This is a genomic window from Hazenella coriacea, assembly GCF_004341825.1.
Classification (GTDB): domain Bacteria; phylum Bacillota; class Bacilli; order Thermoactinomycetales; family Thermoactinomycetaceae; genus Hazenella; species Hazenella coriacea.
In genome coordinates this window covers 499,965-517,483 of the sequence record NZ_SMAG01000001.1, presented here as the reverse complement: position 1 = coordinate 517,483, position 17,519 = coordinate 499,965, and the positions used below count along the sequence as shown (strand labels likewise).

15 protein-coding genes are annotated in these 17,519 nt (G+C 40.0%); 7 read left to right on the top strand and 8 right to left on the bottom strand.

Annotation, left to right across the window (positions count from 1 at the left end; translation table 11 throughout):
- Positions 1–73: 73 nt before the first annotated feature.
- Complete coding sequence (locus tag EDD58_RS02505) at positions 74–499, bottom strand: VOC family protein (protein WP_131923251.1); 426 nt, start codon at positions 497–499, stop codon at positions 74–76.
- A 204-nt stretch (positions 500–703) separates the two neighbouring features.
- Between EDD58_RS02505 and EDD58_RS02500 the strand changes: the two genes are divergently transcribed.
- The 5 genes from EDD58_RS02500 (at position 704) to EDD58_RS02480 (ending at position 6,833) form a co-directional block, all read left to right on the top strand.
- On the top strand, positions 704–2,779 hold the full coding sequence (locus tag EDD58_RS02500) for a thioredoxin domain-containing protein (protein WP_131923433.1): 2,076 nt from the start codon (positions 704–706) through the stop codon (positions 2,777–2,779).
- A 517-nt stretch (positions 2,780–3,296) separates the two neighbouring features.
- Entirely contained in the window at positions 3,297–5,201 is a 1,905-nt protein-coding gene (locus EDD58_RS02495) for a heavy metal translocating P-type ATPase (RefSeq protein ID WP_341539261.1), read from the top strand.
- Between the two features lie 275 nt (positions 5,202–5,476).
- Positions 5,477–6,037: a hypothetical protein gene (locus EDD58_RS02490; protein ID WP_131923250.1), complete on the top strand. Its 561-nt coding sequence runs from the start codon at positions 5,477–5,479 to the stop codon at positions 6,035–6,037.
- The gene (locus tag EDD58_RS02485; RefSeq protein ID WP_131923249.1) at positions 6,024–6,455 is read left to right on the top strand and encodes a hypothetical protein; all 432 of its coding nucleotides are present in this window, start codon (positions 6,024–6,026) and stop codon (positions 6,453–6,455) included. Before EDD58_RS02490 ends, EDD58_RS02485 begins: the two co-directional genes overlap by 14 nt.
- A 24-nt stretch (positions 6,456–6,479) precedes the next feature.
- Entirely contained in the window at positions 6,480–6,833 is a 354-nt protein-coding gene (locus tag EDD58_RS02480; RefSeq protein ID WP_131923248.1) for a hypothetical protein, read from the top strand.
- 209 nt (positions 6,834–7,042) lie between these two features.
- On the opposite strand, the gene EDD58_RS02475 is transcribed toward EDD58_RS02480, so the two are convergent.
- The 3 genes from EDD58_RS02475 to EDD58_RS02465 all read right to left on the bottom strand — a co-directional run bounded on the left by EDD58_RS02475 (position 7,043) and on the right by EDD58_RS02465 (position 9,834).
- A complete protein-coding gene (locus tag EDD58_RS02475) occupies positions 7,043–8,620 on the bottom strand; it encodes an MFS transporter (RefSeq protein ID WP_131923247.1) in 1,578 nt (525 codons plus the stop codon).
- Positions 8,621–8,755: 135 nt separating this feature from the next.
- Positions 8,756–8,971: a YhzD family protein gene (locus EDD58_RS02470; RefSeq protein ID WP_131923246.1), complete on the bottom strand. Its 216-nt coding sequence runs from the start codon at positions 8,969–8,971 to the stop codon at positions 8,756–8,758.
- A 74-nt stretch (positions 8,972–9,045) separates the two neighbouring features.
- Complete coding sequence (locus tag EDD58_RS02465) at positions 9,046–9,834, bottom strand: mechanosensitive ion channel family protein (RefSeq protein WP_131923245.1); 789 nt, start codon at positions 9,832–9,834, stop codon at positions 9,046–9,048.
- Positions 9,835–10,108: 274 nt separating this feature from the next.
- Here EDD58_RS02465 and EDD58_RS02460 point away from each other — a divergent pair, with 274 nt between their 5' ends.
- The gene (locus EDD58_RS02460; protein WP_131923244.1) at positions 10,109–11,308 is read left to right on the top strand and encodes an MFS transporter; all 1,200 of its coding nucleotides are present in this window, start codon (positions 10,109–10,111) and stop codon (positions 11,306–11,308) included.
- 3 nt (positions 11,309–11,311) lie between these two features.
- Here EDD58_RS02460 and rnz read toward each other — a convergent pair whose 3' ends face one another.
- The gene (rnz, locus tag EDD58_RS02455) at positions 11,312–12,253 is read right to left on the bottom strand and encodes a ribonuclease Z (protein WP_131923243.1); all 942 of its coding nucleotides are present in this window, start codon (positions 12,251–12,253) and stop codon (positions 11,312–11,314) included.
- A 367-nt stretch (positions 12,254–12,620) separates the two neighbouring features.
- Positions 12,621–14,771, bottom strand: a complete 2,151-nt coding sequence (gene recQ, locus EDD58_RS02450; protein WP_243648622.1) for a DNA helicase RecQ — start codon at positions 14,769–14,771, stop codon at positions 12,621–12,623.
- A gap of 130 nt (positions 14,772–14,901) precedes the next feature.
- Between recQ and lplA the strand changes: the two genes are divergently transcribed.
- Positions 14,902–15,894 carry a lipoate--protein ligase gene (gene lplA, locus EDD58_RS02445; protein ID WP_131923241.1) on the top strand — a complete coding sequence of 331 codons (993 nt, stop codon included), beginning with the start codon at positions 14,902–14,904 and terminating at the stop codon, positions 15,892–15,894.
- 177 nt (positions 15,895–16,071) lie between these two features.
- Here lplA and EDD58_RS02440 read toward each other — a convergent pair whose 3' ends face one another.
- Both EDD58_RS02440 and EDD58_RS02435 read right to left on the bottom strand, forming a co-directional pair.
- Positions 16,072–16,317, bottom strand: coding sequence for a hypothetical protein (locus EDD58_RS02440; RefSeq protein WP_131923240.1), 246 nt, complete (start codon positions 16,315–16,317; stop codon positions 16,072–16,074).
- A 53-nt stretch (positions 16,318–16,370) separates the two neighbouring features.
- Positions 16,371–17,519, bottom strand: coding sequence for a GNAT family N-acetyltransferase (locus EDD58_RS02435; protein WP_131923239.1), 1,149 nt, complete (start codon positions 17,517–17,519; stop codon positions 16,371–16,373).

Below are 17,519 nucleotides of genomic sequence, written 5' to 3'. Positions count from 1 at the left end.
AAAAGGATACAAACCTTCCCTTTGATGGAAAAGCTCACATCCCTTTTCAAAGCTAAAAGTCATCCCTGAACCATCACATCCCCATCGTCCCACTTTCATGATTCAGTTGCCATCCAATGCCGAACTTGTCTGTTAAATTGCCATAACATTTACTCCAGAATGTTTCTTGAAGATCCATGATGACAGTTCCATCTTCTTTTAATTTGTGAAATAACGATTGAATCTCATCCATGTCTTCACTACTGATGGAAAGACTAATATTATTTCCTGCAACAAAAGGCATATCAGGTAAAACATCGGAAAACATAATATTGCTTCCACGGATGTTAAGCCGTGCATGCATGACGAAGTCTTTCACTTCTTCAGGGAGAGTAAATTCTGGATTGGGTGGTGCATCGTTGAAGGTCATGATTTGTGGTTCTGTTTCAAAAACTTGTGCATAGTACTCTACAGCTTCACGACAGTTCCCATTAAAATTAATATAAACATCAATAGCCATTTGCTTTCACTCCTAGTTATCGTTTTCCTATAATTGGTAATCGATCTGTTTTTATATTGTACCATTCAGTTGTACATAATCAAAGGATTTGAAAAATAATTAATGGGAATCTCTCGCTTGGCACTCATTCTTGAGTGTCTTTTTTCTTAATCATTGGGTAATATTAACAAAGATATATGTGGAAAAGGAAGGTGTATGATGAACATGAGTGAAGCTCGAAAGTCCAACCGATTAATCCATGAGAAATCACCCTATTTATTACAACACGCTTATAATCCAGTTGAATGGTATCCATGGAGTGAAGACGCATTTGAGAAAGCGAAGCAGGAACAAAAGCTAGTTTTCTTGAGTATCGGTTATAGTACTTGTCATTGGTGTCATGTCATGGAACGAGAAAGCTTTGAGGATGAAGAAGTAGCAGCACTTCTCAATCAAGATTATGTATCCATTAAGGTGGATCGAGAAGAGCGACCCGATGTGGATCATCTCTATATGACGGTTTGTCAAGCGATGACGGGACATGGCGGGTGGCCACTAACAGTGATCTTAACACCCAATCAGAAACCACTATTTGCAGGGACTTACTTTCCCAAAGAAGATCGTTTTGGGCATACGGGTCTGATGAGTTTACTTCAAAAAGTGACGAATGCTTGGAAACAAGATCCAGAGAGAGCGAAGCAGATGGGGAATCGTGTGATTGAAGCGGTTCAATCTTATTTAAATCCTGTGGATCCAGGAAAGTTGGAAGTAGCTATTTTTGATCATGCTTTTGAACAGTTCGCTCGACAGTTTGATGATCAGTATGGGGGTTTTGGAGACTCTCCGAAGTTTCCACGACCTCATGACTTGCTGTTTTTATTGCGTTATTGGAAGCAGACAGGGGAAGAAGAAGCGTTACATATGGTAACTCATACGTTGGAAGCGATGAGACGTGGGGGCATTTATGACCACTTAGGCTCAGGATTTGCTCGTTATTCAGTGGATCGGGAGTGGTTAGTTCCCCACTTTGAGAAGATGCTTTATGACCAGGCGCTTTTGGCCATTGCTTATCTGGAAGCATATCAGGCAACGAGAGATGAGCAGTTTGCTGAGGTGGCGAAGGGTATTTTCTCATATGTGTTACGAGACATGCGATCCCCAGAAGGTGGCTTTTACTCGGCAGAGGATGCCGATTCGGAAGGAGAAGAAGGTAAGTTTTATGTTTGGAAGCCAGCAGAGATTTTAGAGCTTTTAGGAGATGAAGATGGACAGTTATATTTACAAAGTTATGGTGTGACCGAAGAAGGTAACTTTGAACATGGGACGAGTATTTTAAATCAGATTCATGTTCGATTGGAGGAAGTGGCAAAGCAGGTTGGGATTTCACTAGAGCAACTTCAAGAGCGACTTTCCCAAGCCAATGAAAAGCTATGGATTGCCAGAGAGAAGCGGATTCATCCCCACAAAGATGATAAAATTTTGACTGCTTGGAATGGATTGATGATCGCTGCTTTGGCAAGAGGTGCACGGGTATTGGGTGAGGTGGAGTATGCAGATGCGGCCATTGTTGCGACCCGCTTTATTTACGATCATCTGATGAGAGAAGATGGTCGCCTTTTGGCGCGTTACCGGGATGGCGAGGCGAAATACTTAGCTTATCTGGATGATTATGCGTTTCTAGCATGGGGTCTAATGGAGTTATATGAAGCGACCTTCCATGGTGAGTATGTGAGTCAAGCGGTTAATTTGACCAATGAGATGCTTCAGCTGTTTGGGGATCAGGAACATGGGGGATTGTTTTTCTACGGAAAAGATGGAGAGCAGTTGTTAGCACGTCCTAAAGAGATTTATGATGGAGCGATTCCATCTGGTAATTCGGTAGCCGCATACAATTTGATCCGTCTAGGAAAGTTGACCTCAGATGAGACATTGCTAAAAGAGGCAGACCAACAATTAAGTGCTTTTGTACAATCTGTAGGTGCTTCACCTATTTCTTATTCTTTCTTTCTTATTGCGATGCAATTTGCTTTGTATCCATCCAAAGAGATTGTCATATCGGGTCCTCCTACACATGTACAGACCAAAAAGATGATCATGACTACTCATCACGCTTATCTTCCTGATGCTGTTCTTGCCTTACAACCTGTAGGAGAAGCCTCCAATAAAATGAAGTTTTGGGTTCCACAACAGGTGGATGCCGCAGATGATCAACAAGAATCCACTGTTTATATTTGTGAAAATTATGCTTGTCAATCACCGATCAACGATGTGGAACAATTGAAAAAGGCTCTTAAAAAATAGAAGAGTCAATACGATTAAATACCCGACATGAGTAAAACTTGAGATACTTGGTGAAATGAGCAACAACTTTTCTTGATCCAACAAACCTAGGAGGGGAGATGTTTCTCTGACGAACGACATTTGCAAATATGCTATGGGAGTGAGGCAGAGAAAAAACGACCTGACAGGGCTTGGAACACTAAAATGGCTTATATCTTTTGTAAGGCACAAGCTTGTGGAGGATGAAAATCGAGCCTTCGAGTTGTAGTTGCCTGATCAATACCTTGCTGTGGACTAGCTTTTTTGTGTTAAATCACGTTGGAAAATTAGGCGGGAAAGGGGTTCCATTTTATTGATTACTATATTATAATGATTATTGAAATGTTCCCTTAAACCAAATATGTTGTACAAAATCAACAATAAGAATCATTATCAATTGGGCGCGACTCCTTCAAATGGAGTCGCTTCCGTCGTTTTATGGGAGTTAAAAATGATTCTCAATGGGAGAAGGATGGTGATCTGGGTGCAAGTGATGAATATGAAATCACAAATGAAAACAAGTGAACCTAAGAAAAAAGGGTCAAACTTAGTTGGTAAACTGCAACAGCATGGGGAGATGATCGCCGCTCTCAGTTCGGGATTATTGATATTGCTTGGCTGGTTGTTAGAAAAAACTGTGCCTGAAATGGCTGTTGCGCTTTTTTTACTTGCATATGTTGTGGGGGGGTACGTAAAGGCGAAAGAAGGAATCTTGACACTAGTAAAAGAGAAAGAGTTAGATGTCAATCTCCTTATGTTTTTAGCGGCGATTGGTGCCGCTAGTATTGGTTATTGGCTGGAGGGAGGTATGCTGATATTCATTTTCTCCCTCAGTGGAGCCTTAGAGTCATATACACTGGCTAAAAGTGAGCGAGATCTTTCTTCGTTGATGGAGTTAAAACCTGAAACAGCCCGGATCTATTTGCCAAATGGCGAAGAAAAGATGGTTGCGGTTGAAGAGTTAGAAGTTGGTAATTGGATTATCGTCAAACCAGGCGAACGGATTCCAGCGGATGGGAAAGTGAAAGAAGGGATTTCTGCTGTCAATGAGGCGACAATTACGGGTGAACCGTATCCGATCGATAAAGAGAAAGATAGTGAAGTATTTGCAGGAACGTTAAATGGAGAAGGTTCTCTTGTCATTGAAGTGACAAAGGCTGGAGAAAATACATTATTCGCCAAGATTATTCAACTGATTGGGGAAGCAAAGACAGAAGTTCCACAGTCTCAAGAGCGGATTGAACGACTGGAAAAATGGTACGTCAAGGTCATTTTATTAGCTACCGTAGTGTTATGTATGGCTCCTCATTTTGTGTTGGGTTGGACTTGGCAAGAGACTTTATATCGGGCGATGGTGTTTTTGGTGGTGGCTTCTCCTTGTGCTTTAGTCGCTTCGATCATGCCAGCAGTTTTATCGGCTATATCCAATGGTGCACGGCAAGGTGTTCTTTTTAAAAGCGGTGTACAACTCGAAAAGCTGTCGAACATTCGAGTAGTTACCTTTGATAAAACAGGAACATTGACTGAAGGTAAACCGAAAGTGACCGATGTACGAGTCTTTGGTTCGCTTTCGACTGAACAGTTTTTACAAGCAGCTGCTTCGATTGAAATGATGTCTGAACATCCGTTAGCAAAAGCGATTGTCAACAAAGCAAAGGAAGCATCACTGGTCTTACAACGTCCTTCCCAATTAAGAGCCATCACTGGTTGGGGAGTAGAGGCTGAATTAGATGGACAATCGTGGCGCATTGGTAAGCCCAATATGTTTTCCAATGTGGATGATGATATTTTGCAACAAGTAGAACAAGTAAAAGCAGAAGGGAAAACCGTTGTCTTAGCAGAACGAGAGGGAGAATTGATGGGAATGGTCGCTCTCCAAGATACGATTCGACCCGAAGCGATTCAAGCGATCCACTTGCTTCACCAATATGGGATTCAAACAGTGATGCTGACAGGTGACCAGAAGACAACGGCGTTAGCGATTGCCAAAGAAGCAGGAATCGACCATGTGTATAGTGAGCTATTACCAGAAGATAAAGTAAATATGATTAAAAAACTAAGTCGAGAAGTAGGACCTGTTGCGATGGTAGGAGATGGTGTTAATGATGCTCCTGCGTTAGCCACTGCACAAGTGGGAATCGCTGTGGGAGGTGGTAGTGACGTAGCGCTAGAAACGGCTGATGTGGTGTTAATGAAAAATGAGTTAACCAAAGTCCCTTATGCCATCCAATTAGGGCAACGGATGACGAAGATCGTGAAGCAGAATATCATCTTCGCTTTAAGTGTGATTGTCCTACTAATGATCGCCAACTTTGCCCAAGTGATGACCCTCCCATTCGGTGTCGTCGGTCATGAAGGAAGTACCATTCTCGTTATCCTAAACGGATTGCGCTTACTTCGTTAATAGATCAAAGCCTTGAGAAGTGAATTTTTCTCAAGGCTTTTGTTTGTAAAAATTTTCTAGAATCAGTTGGTTTTAATTTACACGTTTATCAAGCGATACGAAGGCTTAAACTTCAACTTGACTTGTACATATTAGAAAAAGATAATATGTGTAAGAATTAATTCACTAAATAAAAAATATTCTTATATATTTTATTCCCCTTAATAATGCAGGTGTTAACTTCAAAATTAATTGCCTAATCAAAATTTAATAATTTTATATAGGAGGTGACATTCTTGGATGCAAATGTAAATCTTCAGTCATTGGGGAGATTCAAGAAAACACTAACTAGTTTTAATTCATCGATGAATGAAGAATCTCATAAAACTAAATTGTATTTGAAAAGAGTACATGCTCAGATGGAGCAAAAACATTATGAGTTAAAAAGAAATCTCCAAATGTGTCGAGATCAAACTTCATATGATAGGATGAAACAGCAATTAATTGAATTTGAGCGTTTATTTGCGAGATTTTGTGAAGCTGCCAGTGAATGTATCAAAGCCTTTAACCATCAAGAACAAATCTTAGGAAGTAACGAAAAAAGTATTGTCATTATTGACCAAAAAACTGAGGTGCTAAGGCAATACCTTAGTAATGTGTCTATTAATGATGGATCTTTATCAGAATATAAGCCTTCTAATACCAAGATAGATATTCAAAAGTTGGGAACTGGAGAAGTGGGGAATTTTAGAAATGTTAGAGATGTAAATGATTTACTCTCTAGAATACCGATTAATGCAAAACGAATCCCTTGGAGAGAAATTGAAGGTGGGGCTAAAGTTATTGAAACTAAATAAAATTAAGGAAGTATTAATGGGTACTGACCATGAAGTGAAGGTAGAGATTTTAAGCCATCTTAGTGATGTGTTTGAATCATATAATGAATCTATAGAGGATTTCGAGGAAATAGTCATGTTCCTATTAGAATATGGTCTCAATGAAACAGAAATAGAGATGAAAGAGGAGATTTTTAATACACTGTTAGATGCGGCAACGAATCAAGATATCGGAAAAATTAATTTCGATGTTTTAGAGAAAAGCTTAGATGATCTACCTATAGAATGTCTACACTCTGCTATTACAATATTAAGTTTTACTTATAATCGAGAGTATCTTCCCACCCTTTTAAAGTACACTGAACATGGAAATAAACAGATAAGATCTGATGCTTTGTATGCTGTAAACGAAATTGAAACTTATTGGAAATTGAAATAATATACCCTCTCGAAGGTGTTTTTTATGAAGAAAATCATTGAAAATTATGGAATCGATTTGGAAGATGACTTAGAAGATGTGAGTCCGTTTGAATATAATTATACATTTCATACTAGAGACTTTTTAGCTAAAGAATACTGTAAATTAGATGACAGGGGAAAGGAACAATTACTCAACTATGACCAAGTTTTATTGGAACGTGCACAAGATTTATATCAATTGATGAGTCTGGTTATGAATTGGGAAGATAATGTTGCACCGATCAACTATTGGTGGTGGCATTTAGACAAAGTGATTACTGGAAAGATGAAGGTTTTGGTTGAAAAAAATCATGTTCAGTATCAAGGTGAAACCTATACGATTAACACCATAAGCTAGGAGTCGAAATTTCACTCGAAATGATATTGTACTGTTACATAGCGGAATCCTTTGATGTAGGAAAAGAGGGGGCAACTCTTCATTGAGAAGATCTATGCCTTTGCCTCCTTCTGAAATCAAAGGGTGAAGCGGATCTTAATTGCTTTTAAAAAACTAACACCATCCTCCCATTTTGGAAGATGGTGTTAGTTGTAATCCTACTACTTCCTCTATGATTTAGCCTCGGAGATCGTGGATGATGATTGAACTCGTTTTCGCATCTGACTTAAAGTAACAACTGAAATCAAAGTCAGACCAGCAATGATTGCTCCTGAATAGAACAAAGCATCGTAACCCATTTTAATCGTCTCGTGGATCGTAGTCAGGATCAAGTCTCGCACTTGTGGAACTGGAATCTGATGGACCGCAGATAAGAGGTTTTGAAAATCCGTAAACTCGGATAACTTACTCATCTCATCAGAAGCTTGCGGGAGTTGCAGGTTGGTATTTTTAAAGCTCTCTTGGATATTTCCTCCAATACTTGAAAAGGAACGAGCGATGTAGCCAGCGTAAATCGTTGGTGCGAGTGTCATCGCTACTTGTCTAAATAAGGAAAGAGTTCCTAAAGCGGTCCCTTTGTCTGAAGTACTTTCTGTAGCAAGGACATTGATCGGAGCACCTAACATCATACCGAAACCAATTCCTACAAAGGAGCTAGCAATTGCCATTTGCCAAGTGGCATCTACCCAGAGAGGGAATAGTAGAAAGCCTGTGGCAGCCAATAGACTACCAATGACTATAGTGAAGATGGGTCCACGACGGTCTACGAGTGCCCCGCCTCCACCTGCTCCCAGTCCAGAAGCTAAAGCGAGTGGAGTGACCCAGTAACCTGCTCGGTCAGCGGCTACGCCTAAATATTGTTCGACATAGGATGGAATAAATATGACGGACGCCAAGATAGCTCCTGAAAAGAAACCAATGACTAAAGTCCATAGATAGCTAGCATTTCCAAGCAATTTCATGGGTAGAATCGGATCTTTTTTTCTTGTTGTTGTTACACGCTTCTCTACAAAGAGAAGAATGAGTAAACAAAGAAGCCCGAATCCTACGAAGCCAAAGAATTGGGGTTGTTGGATGCTATCTAAGACATGAACTCCATTTAATTGGGTAAATCCGTACATCAGACTTAAAACAGAGATCATCAGTAAGCCTATTCCAGCCCAGTCAAGTCCTAAGGTATTTGGTTCTTTGGTTTCTTCGATAAAAATAGACCCTAAAATAACTAAGGTAATGGCGATCGGGATGTTAATTAAAAACAGCCAATGCCAATTGCCGGTCAAGTCTAAGATCACAGAGCCAAAGTTAGGACCTAAAATAGCCGCAATCCCATTCAGTCCTCCAAGCATACCGAGTGCTTTCCCTTGTTTCTCTTGTGGAAACGTGCTAAGAACATAGGAGCTAGCGATGATGAAAATTCCACCCCCACCTAGCGATTGGAGAAAGCGTGAAGCTAATAACATGGGGAAAGAAGTGCTTAAAGCAACAAGTAAGGAACCAATCCCAAAGAGTATGACCTCGATGAGAAATAATCTTTTTCTCCCGTAACGGTCTGACAATTTGCCGATGATGGGGACGCTAACAGCGATTCCTAATGTATAAATGGTCACCGTCCAAGCTCCCCAGTTGGGGGTGACTCCAAAAGAATAATAAATAGTCGTAAGAGCTGAGCTGATAATCCCATTGTCTAGGGCAGCCATAAAGACTCCTATGGACAATAAGACGATCGCCCATGTGGGTGAACGTTTCATCATAATCCCTTCTAGCTTCTTTTTTATTTATTATATACTAATGAGTAGATTAATTTACTTGTCTATATATAAAAATTAATAAAAAACACACAGATATGTCGATAAAAATCTCTTCGTATCTGTGTGTGTTAGGGATTAAAGAGTAGCTTTCCCTGTTTTGCTATTTACTTGGTGAGGTTGAAATGAGACCAAACGTCCCGTTGTTTGGAAAATTCGATGTGGTTTGTCTGCATGCCCTAGTTCTGCTAATCGTGCATAGCTGATTTGTTTGGCTTCTGCATCATTCTTAGCTTTCAAAGCATCGTCGATGAGGACTTTTCCATTTTCATCATAGACAGTCATATGATACATGATTTCCCACCTCTCCTTGTTATATAAGTGAATCCATATTCATTTTACATGATTCATGTGGTTAAAAGGAAGAATTACAATGATTTGACGAGTTCTGCTTGATCTAAAGCTCGCTTTAACTCTCTTCGTAGTTCTCTCTCCACTAAAGCTTGATACCCATTTTCAGTTCTGGCAATGATGCGAATCACGATTTCACTCATACTGACAGTCTGTACTCCGAGTAGATGAGGTCCTTCAATGAGGTGATCCATATGATGCTCGATTTGTTTACACTTTTTTTCTAAGAGTTGTATGACATCATCGATATTTAATTCACTCGATACAGGTAGGTCTACAATGGCTGACTGTTCTCCACGAGAGTGATTGGTAAGGGCTTTAATATCGCGATTAGGAATAAAATGAAGATCTCCGTTATCAGAGCGAATCTTGATAATTCTCATACCTACATTCTCAACAATTCCAGAATATCCATTGACAGTAACATGCTCACCTACATTGATCTGGTCTTCTAAAAGGACAAAGAATCCTGTCACAACATCACTGACTAAATCTTTAGCACCAAAGCCGATCGCTAAACCAATAATTCCGGCGCTTGCAACCATCCCGGTCGCATCAATATTAAATTGACCTAGAATCGCAACCAGAGCAATAAAAAAGATGGTGTAACCGATGATATTAGATAATAGGCTTTGTAGTGTATCAATGCGGTGTTTTTGTCCATTTCCTAATTTTTTTCCTTGAGTAAGAAGACGAATCAGTACTCGTTTGGCGATCCAAAAGATTGCCCATGCCACGATGATAATAATCACTGTTGTTACTAGTTTTTGTAAAAGAAGAGTTCCTTCCAGTTTCCATGCGATCATATACGATTCTCCTCATTTTTTATGATCTTTTGCGCGAAATGATTTGGGGTTGTTCGTCAAAGACTAGCTTTGTCCGCTAAGGGAGAGGGTCAAGCTCAGACTTTGATAGATTATTGGTAAATATCACCTTATCGACGCTATGGTATAAACTTAGACTTTGATAGATCGTTTATCAATCTCTAATATTATTATCCCCAAATAATTCGTATTGCTAACTATAGGAAGAACAGTCTATAATTTTTCTGAGATTCATTTTTATTAGGAGATAATAGTCATGGTTCATTCATGGTCGCTACAGCGTTTTCGTTTGCTTGTCATTATTGTAGGTGTTGCTGGTTTATCACAAGGCTTATTAATTCCACTCCTTGCTACAATGCTAGAGGAGCAAGGAATAAGTCCAAGTATGAACGGGATTAGTGCATCCGCGTTGTACATAGGGATTTTATGTACGGCTCCTTTTTGTGAGCCTGCCGTGAAGCGATTTGGATACAAATCTGTCATTCTAACAGGATTACTGGTAGTAGCTGGAGCAATTGCACTCTTCCCTGTTTGGACAGGGTTTTGGGCCTGGACGTTATTACGTTTTATTGTAGGGATTGGAGATAGTTTTTTACATTATGCGACTCAGCTATGGATTACTTCCACAGCATTGAAGAGTGAGCGTGGGAAAAGAATCTCCCAGTATGGTTTCTGTTACGGACTTGGATTTGGACTGGGACCATTGGGTTTAAACTTACTTTATTTTGGCACCACAGTCCCTTTTATTGTGATGTTGGTTATTCTGGGTTTAGTTTTCGTTTTTGCTTTTAAATTAGATTCTGGCTATACAGAGAGTTCCCAGTATGCTAAACAGAAAAAAGGCAACCTAGTCAAACTTACGACGATTTATAAGCTAGGGTTGATCGCTCTTTGTCCAGCATTACTGTATGGTTTTTTGGAGGCGGCGATCGCTGGAAACTTCCCGATTTACGGTTTGCAAGAAGGGATTTCCAAAGGGTGGATTTCCATATTGATTTCTACTTTTGTATGGGGAAGTCTACTATTTCAAGTGCCTTTGGGAATGATTGGTGATCGCTGGGGGCGTAAGCGATTGTTGATCAGTGTTTGTGCGATGGGTGCGGTTGGGATGGCGATCATTCCTTTCCTCGTCCCCCATGTCTATCTACTGTTGATTGCTTTTGTCCTTGTGGGCGGCTTATTAGGTTCTTTATTTTCCTTAGGTTTAGCTTATATGACAGATATTCTCCCTGTGAGTTATTTAGCAAAGGGAAACATGATCTCCTCCGTTCATTTCAGCATCGGAAGTATATGTGGTCCATTTATGGGCGGGGTTTTTATTCAGCATTTTGGTGGAGGATTCTTATTTAGCTTCATTGCTGGTTTGTTAGTCTTGTTTGTCCTATTATCTGTACTTTATCGTAAGCCTTCCATCCAAGAGGAAGAAGCAGAGCCACCCCAATATGTTGTTAGTTAATGTTTATTTGGTGTTATCACCACTTTTAATAGGAATCTCATAGGACCATCCGTCAGTGGACAAGTGTGTATTCGAAAAAAGCTGTTGGGCTTCAACTAAAATTTGGTTCCATTCGCCAGGAAGATGACGGGAACTGATATGGTTGAGAATCAACTGTTGGACATGAGATTCCATGGCTACTTGAGCGGCTTGGAGACAGGTGGAATGGAAGTATTTAGTGGCCCGTTCTTCTTGCCCGCTCCTATAGGTAGCTTCATGCACCAAAACATCTACATCAGCAGCTAGCTCGATCGATACTGGAGTGAACTTCGTATCTCCAAGGATGGCTAGACGTATTCCAGGTTTAGGAGGACCTACATAGTCGGAGCCATTAATGGTCTGTCCATTTGGCAGTTGTATTAATTTTCCTTGTTTAATCTCCTGATAGAGGGGTCCAGGTTGAATACCAAGTGCTTTTAAGCGTTTGACATCCAAGGAGCCTGAGATCTCTTTTTCTTCAATTCGATATCCGTAGCTAGGGATCCCATGTTCCAATAGACGGATTTGAATGGAGAAATTCTCCTCTGTTAAGGACATTCTGTCTTCTACTTCGATGAATTCGATAGGATATTTCAAGTAGGTTTTACTAACTTCTAAGCTGACTTCAATAAATGAGCGTAATCCTTGGGGACCAATCACTGTAAGGGGGGCTTCACAGCCCTGAAAGGAACGGCTTCCCAGTAAACCAGGTAAGCCGAAGATATGATCCCCATGTAGATGCGTAATAAAGATTTTGCTGATTTTACTTAGTTTTATGGGGGAAGATAAGATTTGGTGTTGAGTAGCTTCTCCACAATCAAAAAGCCACGTTTCACCATGATATTCAGGCATCATCAAAGCAAGAGAGGAGACATTACGATCTCTAGACGGAATGCCTGCCCCTGTTCCGAGAAAATAAAGTTTCATGTTATGCATTCCTTTTCTTTCTGAGATGAGTTGTTTTAATCATTGATTGATTAGATCCAGTTACATGATTGTGTTGTTTTACTCATATCGATTTTATATAGTTTTTCAGTAGTGTTGATTTACTATAAGTTAGGAGTCGGTATTTCTTCTGAAATGACTTTGTGTCTTCACTTAGCAGAACCCTTCATTGAGCTTCTTCTACCTTTTGCCACCTCCAGGAATCGAAGGGTGGAGCGAACTTCATGTGTGCTTAAAAAGAGTTCTTCCTCAGACTCTCATTGAGGAATGGAACAGAGTCTTTTTGTGTGGAATCATAGACTCCTAGCTAAAAGTGAATGATCCAGCTAGGAGTCTATGAGTTAGTTGATTAGTTTGAGGTGACCAACTCACGTTTAGCAATCACAGCTTTGATCGCCATATAATCTACTTCATCAGGTAATTCTTCCTTGAGTGGGCGTAATTTGTGTGCCCCTAATGCCTCGATTTTTTGGATGATTAATGCCTCATATTCCTTCGGGATAAATAAATCCCAATTAATTGCAAACCCTTCCATTCCACAACGGAACAGATGATCTTCAATGGTTGCACGGTGTAAACTACGTACTTCTGCAATCTCTTCGATTGATTTTCCTTCCTCATACATGTGAAATGTGGTGAGATGACTCGGTTCTTTATCGTTGGTGGTTGGTGTTGTAGATAACTCATGAACAGGTTGAAGTTGATGATTTTCTACATACGTACGGATTACTTGTATAAAGGCGTCGCCATATTTTTGGTATTTTTTCTCTCCAACACCTGTGATTTGTAGAAAGGAATGTGAATCAACTGGTAACTTTCTACTCATTTCTTTCAATGTACTATCCTGAAAAATCATGTAAGGAGGAAGTTGTTCTTGTTCCGATAGCGTGCGACGTACAAGGCGAAGCTCCTCAAATAGTTCATTGATTTTTGAGGTGGTTGGTAAGGATTCCAGTACGGATCGTTGTTGGTATGTAACTCGTCGTTCTCCTTTAAGTACCTCCACAGCTTTAGCTGTAAGGGTTGCCAGTGGACGAGATTGGTCAGAGAGGACGATGGCGATGTACCCTTCAGCTGCGAGCCACTGACTCAGGGCAAGGATCTCTTTCTCCGATTTATCCTTCATAATTCCGTAAGTAGAAAGCTGATCGAGTTTCCATTGAAGCAGTCGTTTACTATTAGATCCTCGTAATACTTTTACTACAGTGGTTAAGCCAAATCGTTCTTTCATTCTCTTGATACAGGAAAAAATCTTCTGGGCATCGACGGTGGCATCAATCTCTGTTCGCTCTTGATCTAGTTGGAGACAATTACTACATTTCCCACACGAAAAGTCATGGTCGTCACCAAAATATTGGACAATCGTCTTTTGTAGACATTGTTGGGTGTAACAATAATTTTTCATTTCTTGTAGCTTATGAAATTCTAGCTTTTTTAGATCAGGTGGCAACTCGGATTGCTGGATGAGGAATCGGGGAGTCTGGATATCTTCAGGACTATAAAGCAGAATACACTCACTTTCGTCCCCATCTCGCCCCGCACGTCCAGCTTCTTGGTAGTAGGATTCAAGGTTTTTCGGCAGATTAAAATGGATAACAAAACGAACATTTGATTTATCGATTCCCATTCCAAATGCATTGGTCGCCACGATGGTCTGAATTTGATCATAGGAAAATTGTTCTTGGGCACGAATTCGATCTTGATCACTCAAACCGGCATGATAGGCGGCTGCGGAAAATCCTTTGTGAACAAGAAATTCATGGATCTTTTCTACGTCTTTGCGAGTGGAGCAGTAGATAATGCCAGTTTGACCTGGATGGCTTCTTAGATACGATTCAATAAAGGTAGCTTTATCTACTTCATGTTGCACAGAAAAAGATAGATTTGCACGTTGCAGCTTACTGGTAAATATATGATGATCAGAGATTCCTAGCAAATGAGCGATATCCTCTTTGACCGCTGGGGTTGCCGTAGCGGTCAAAGAGGCGATGATTGGTTTTCGTGGTAATTGACGAATTTTTTGTACCATGGACCGATAACTGGGGCGAAAATCATGTCCCCATTGAGAGATACAATGAGCTTCGTCAATGGTTACCAGATAAACAGGTAATCGCTCAAATATTCCTTGAAAATGCTCAGAATCGATGCGTTCTGGAGCCAAATAAAGCAGTTTATATTTACCATCTACCGTCTCTTGAATCCGTTGATGAATCTCCTGTGATGTAAGTGAAGAATTGATAAAAGTAGCAGGAATCCCAATCTGTTGGAGTCCATCTACTTGGTCTTTCATCAAAGAGATGAGCGGAGAGATGACGATTGTCACACCAGGTAACATCAATGCTGGAATCTGATAACAGATTGATTTCCCGCCCCCTGTGGGCATAATGCCTAATGTATGATGACCATTTAGAATACTTTCAACGATTTGACGTTGTCCGAGTCGAAACGAAGAAAAACCGAAGTGTGATTGTAATAGATCTTCGGCGTGTTTCAATGACAATGTCATTTCCCCCTTTTTCTTCCGTTCTATGTCTTTCTCCTATGATACACGAACATAGATCGAAGTGGGGATGTTATTTTTCACATTTTCATCTACAATAGGGGAGCAAAGTTGATAAGGAGGAGTCTCTATGTTATTTATTGATAATCAGAATATAACGGATCCACGCATAAACTTAGCGATTGAGGAGTATGCGTTAAAGCATCTAAATATAGATGAGACATACTTGCTGTTTTATATTAATGAACCTTCGATTATTATTGGAAAACACCAAAATACAGTTGAAGAGATTCATGTAGATGTCGTCCGTGAAAAGGAGATCCATGTGGTTCGTCGGCTTTCTGGTGGGGGCGCTGTTTATCATGATTTAGGTAATCTTAACTTTAGTTTTATCACTAAAGATGATGGGAAAAGCTTTGCTAACTTTCGTAAGTTTACTGAGCCAGTGATCCAAGCATTACAGAAGTTAGGGGTTCAAGCAGAACTAAGCGGGAGAAACGATATTTTAGTAGATGGTAAAAAGATTTCGGGTAATGCTCAATTCTCAACTCGTGGGCGGATGTTTAGTCACGGGACACTGATGTTTGATGTTCAGTTGGATCATGTCGCAGAAGCCCTTAATGTAAAACAAGAAAAAATTCAGTCTAAAGGAATTAAATCGGTTCGTAGCCGGGTGGCTAATATTACGGATTATTTAAAAGAACCGATGGACATTCAGCAATTTAGACAGGTTCTTCTCACACATATTTTTGAAGGTCAACAACCGATTCCAGAGTATGTATTAACAGAGGGGGATTGGGAAAAAATTCACCAGATTTCTGAGGAGCGTTATCAAAATTGGGATTGGAATTTCGGAGAATCTCCTGAGTTTAATCTACAACAAAGTAAGCGCTTTCCAATTGGATCGATTGATGTACGTCTCTATGTAGGAGAAAAAGGGGTGATCCAGTCTTGTAAAATCTATGGTGACTTCTTTGGAGTTGGAGATGTCATCGATATCGAAAACCGTCTATCCGGTGTTCGATATGATCGTGAGGCGATTGGACAAGCATTGGCCGATGTGGATGTCAAACATTACTTTGGTAATGTGAGTAAAGAGGAGTTTATTGATTTATTGTATTAGGTTAATTAAAAATGATTTCTATATCATTCGAGTTCATGTGCTCAAGTTGAGTTATAAAACCTTTGGCTCCTATATTAACAAAGAGCTTAGATCTGGAGCACGATTTTCGTTCTGAAAACCGGCTCCTAACTTCTAAGGGATACATGAATCAGCTTGTTAATAAAAAATAAATGATCGCTAAAAATTTGCTTCTTGATCTCGGAGTTGGTTCAGTGCATGCTTCACAATTTTTTGCACAACAGCAGCAGGCTGGACTTGATGCTTAAGAGCCATTTCCTCGATTTGCCGGACTTCTTCGTTGGTTAACCAAAAATTATAGGACATAAAGGCATCTTCGCTGAAATCTTGACGTTTTTTTCTAGTTAACACGGTGATTCCCCCTAAATCCTTTTTACAATGAACACTACGGACAATCTCACTCATTAATACATTTTCATTAAAAAGCCAAAAACCTCCTTTTTTATGGGGGTTTTTTCTTATAACTTATGTTTTTCAAGAAGCGGAACGGCGATCTGATGTAGGATGCGATGAAGGAGTTTCCAAATGAATTGTCGATCTCGTGGAAGATGGTTCACATAAGCCATCGTATATTCCAAATGAGGTATTGCACCACGACAACGTTTAAATTCAGCGGCTCCCGAACTTTGATGTAGCAGATTTCCAGACTGATGTGATTCACGAATGAGTTGAGCCGATAAGAGTCGGTAAAGTCCAGCTTGTAAAGGAACCTGGGTATCGTAACCGAAAACAGGTGTGGTCATAGCCTGATGACGAACGAAATAGCCAAGTACAGCATCGATTTTTCCCTCTTTACGAAAAGCACGTAGGTGTAATAAGCGATGTTTGAGTGCCAAAGAAATAAATCGTTCATTAAATTGAGGGTTATGTTTTGAATATTTGTCGAGATACAGTTGGTTATATAGGTCAACGAAGCGTGGGATATCTTTGGCAGTAATCTGTTCTGGATGAAGGACTTCATAGTCAGATTGGGCTAGAAACTTTAAATCCTTTTTTAGAATCCATCTTTTTTTGCTGGCAATTTTCTGAAATTGGTTTGGGTAGTAGAGATAGACCTGACGGCTGGGAATGGGTAGAAATCCATTTGTAATAAAATGATCCTGTAATGAGACCGGATAAGAGCTAATGGATCGAAAGCAGATCGCATGATTTGGATAGGATTTTGTTAAAGTCTCAATAATCGTATGAATCTCTTGTTCTGAAAGTGGTAGATAGAGATTGGTAGAAAGAAGCCAATTGTTGACAATCAGGACCTTGTTCATTTGCCCCCAGCGGAGAATCATCTCTAAAGATTGTAATACTCTTTTCAGGATTCCTTCTAATCGGGGCTTTTTTAGATTGTAAAGCTCTTCGATCGCGTAGGTAATGTAGTGTGTAATGGGCGAACAAACATAGGAATTGTCATATTCAGCTTGGTTTACAGTGACAGGCATTACCTTAGAGTGAAGCTGAAGAGCTAATAGCTGGGTATTGACATTATTGATATAGGTTTGAGTCCCCTCTGTCATCAGAGGGGTCAGGTATGCTCGGGCGTATTGACCATCTATATCTTCTGGCCAATCCAGCTGATGAAGCTGTGTAGCATCATAAAGTTGGACGTTGTTCAT

Coding starts and splice junctions, on each gene's coding strand:
- EDD58_RS02505 (WP_131923251.1), bottom strand. CDS start 499: ATGGCTATTGATGTTTATATTAATTTTAATGGGAACTGTCGTGAAGCT.
- EDD58_RS02500 (WP_131923433.1), top strand. CDS start 704: ATGAGTGAAGCTCGAAAGTCCAACCGATTAATCCATGAGAAATCACCC.
- EDD58_RS02495 (WP_341539261.1), top strand. CDS start 3,297: ATGAAATCACAAATGAAAACAAGTGAACCTAAGAAAAAAGGGTCAAAC.
- EDD58_RS02480 (WP_131923248.1), top strand. CDS start 6,480: ATGAAGAAAATCATTGAAAATTATGGAATCGATTTGGAAGATGACTTA.
- EDD58_RS02475 (WP_131923247.1), bottom strand. CDS start 8,620: ATGAAACGTTCACCCACATGGGCGATCGTCTTATTGTCCATAGGAGTC.
- EDD58_RS02470 (WP_131923246.1), bottom strand. CDS start 8,971: ATGTATCATATGACTGTCTATGATGAAAATGGAAAAGTCCTCATCGAC.
- EDD58_RS02465 (WP_131923245.1), bottom strand. CDS start 9,834: ATGATCGCATGGAAACTGGAAGGAACTCTTCTTTTACAAAAACTAGTA.
- EDD58_RS02460 (WP_131923244.1), top strand. CDS start 10,109: ATGGTTCATTCATGGTCGCTACAGCGTTTTCGTTTGCTTGTCATTATT.
- rnz (WP_131923243.1), bottom strand. CDS start 12,253: ATGAAACTTTATTTTCTCGGAACAGGGGCAGGCATTCCGTCTAGAGAT.
- lplA (WP_131923241.1), top strand. CDS start 14,902: ATGTTATTTATTGATAATCAGAATATAACGGATCCACGCATAAACTTA.
- EDD58_RS02440 (WP_131923240.1), bottom strand. CDS start 16,317: ATGAGTGAGATTGTCCGTAGTGTTCATTGTAAAAAGGATTTAGGGGGA.
- EDD58_RS02435 (WP_131923239.1), bottom strand. CDS start 17,519: ATGAACAACGTCCAACTTTATGATGCTACACAGCTTCATCAGCTGGAT.